Source organism: Cyanobium sp. NIVA-CYA 375 (assembly GCF_056108345.1).
The window spans coordinates 1-608 of record NZ_JBSYHW010000381.1 but is presented as its reverse complement, the minus strand read 5'-3'; the positions used below and the strand labels follow the sequence as shown (position 1 = coordinate 608).

At 66.0% G+C, this 608-nt stretch carries 1 protein-coding gene; it reads right to left on the bottom strand.

Annotation, left to right across the window (positions count from 1 at the left end):
- Nucleotides 1-19 precede the first annotated feature (19 nt).
- Nucleotides 20-608, bottom strand: a 589-nt coding sequence (locus AC01FP_RS18695; RefSeq protein WP_474482403.1) for a hypothetical protein, incomplete at its 5' end; no start/stop codon positions are given.

Sequence of the window (608 nt, the reverse complement as noted above, 5' to 3'; positions counted from 1 at the left end):
GATCGCCCGTCTGACCAAGTCATTTCTTCTCTGCCAACCCCATCTCCCGCAGCTGCTCACACAGCCACCGCACGTCCTGCTCCAGCCGCTCCGATCGGAAGCGGTAGCGGCCCCGGGGGCCAGCCTCGAGATCCTCACAGCCCTCGGCGGGAAACCAGAGCGGTGCGGTTTCACCCATGCCACCCCATGGATGGGAGCCGCCGCAGTTGCGCAGGCTATTGGAGTGCACGATGCCTGGAATCGACTCCTGAAACCAGCCGATCTTGTGCTGCACCGTGCCCTGGTGCATGAAATAAACATCCGCGTACTGCAGCAGATGCAGCGCCTCCAGCAGGGGGCGACCAGCGCACACCAGTAGTTCCGGCTTAAGTGCCGCGGCTTTCAGCGCCGCTTCCAGCTGGCGGATCTGTTCCGCCTCGGCGCTGATCACCTCCCCCATCGGGCAGCGATAGCGGGCCACCAATGTGGAGCTGGAGGCCCCGCTGGGCAAGGAGAAACCATCGATCAGCAGCAGCGGCAGCGGCCCTTGCCTCGCCAGGGCCGCCAGCCAGGCCGCCAGCAGTTCGCTGAGACCCTCCGCCACCGCTCCGCGGGCCTTGACACTCACC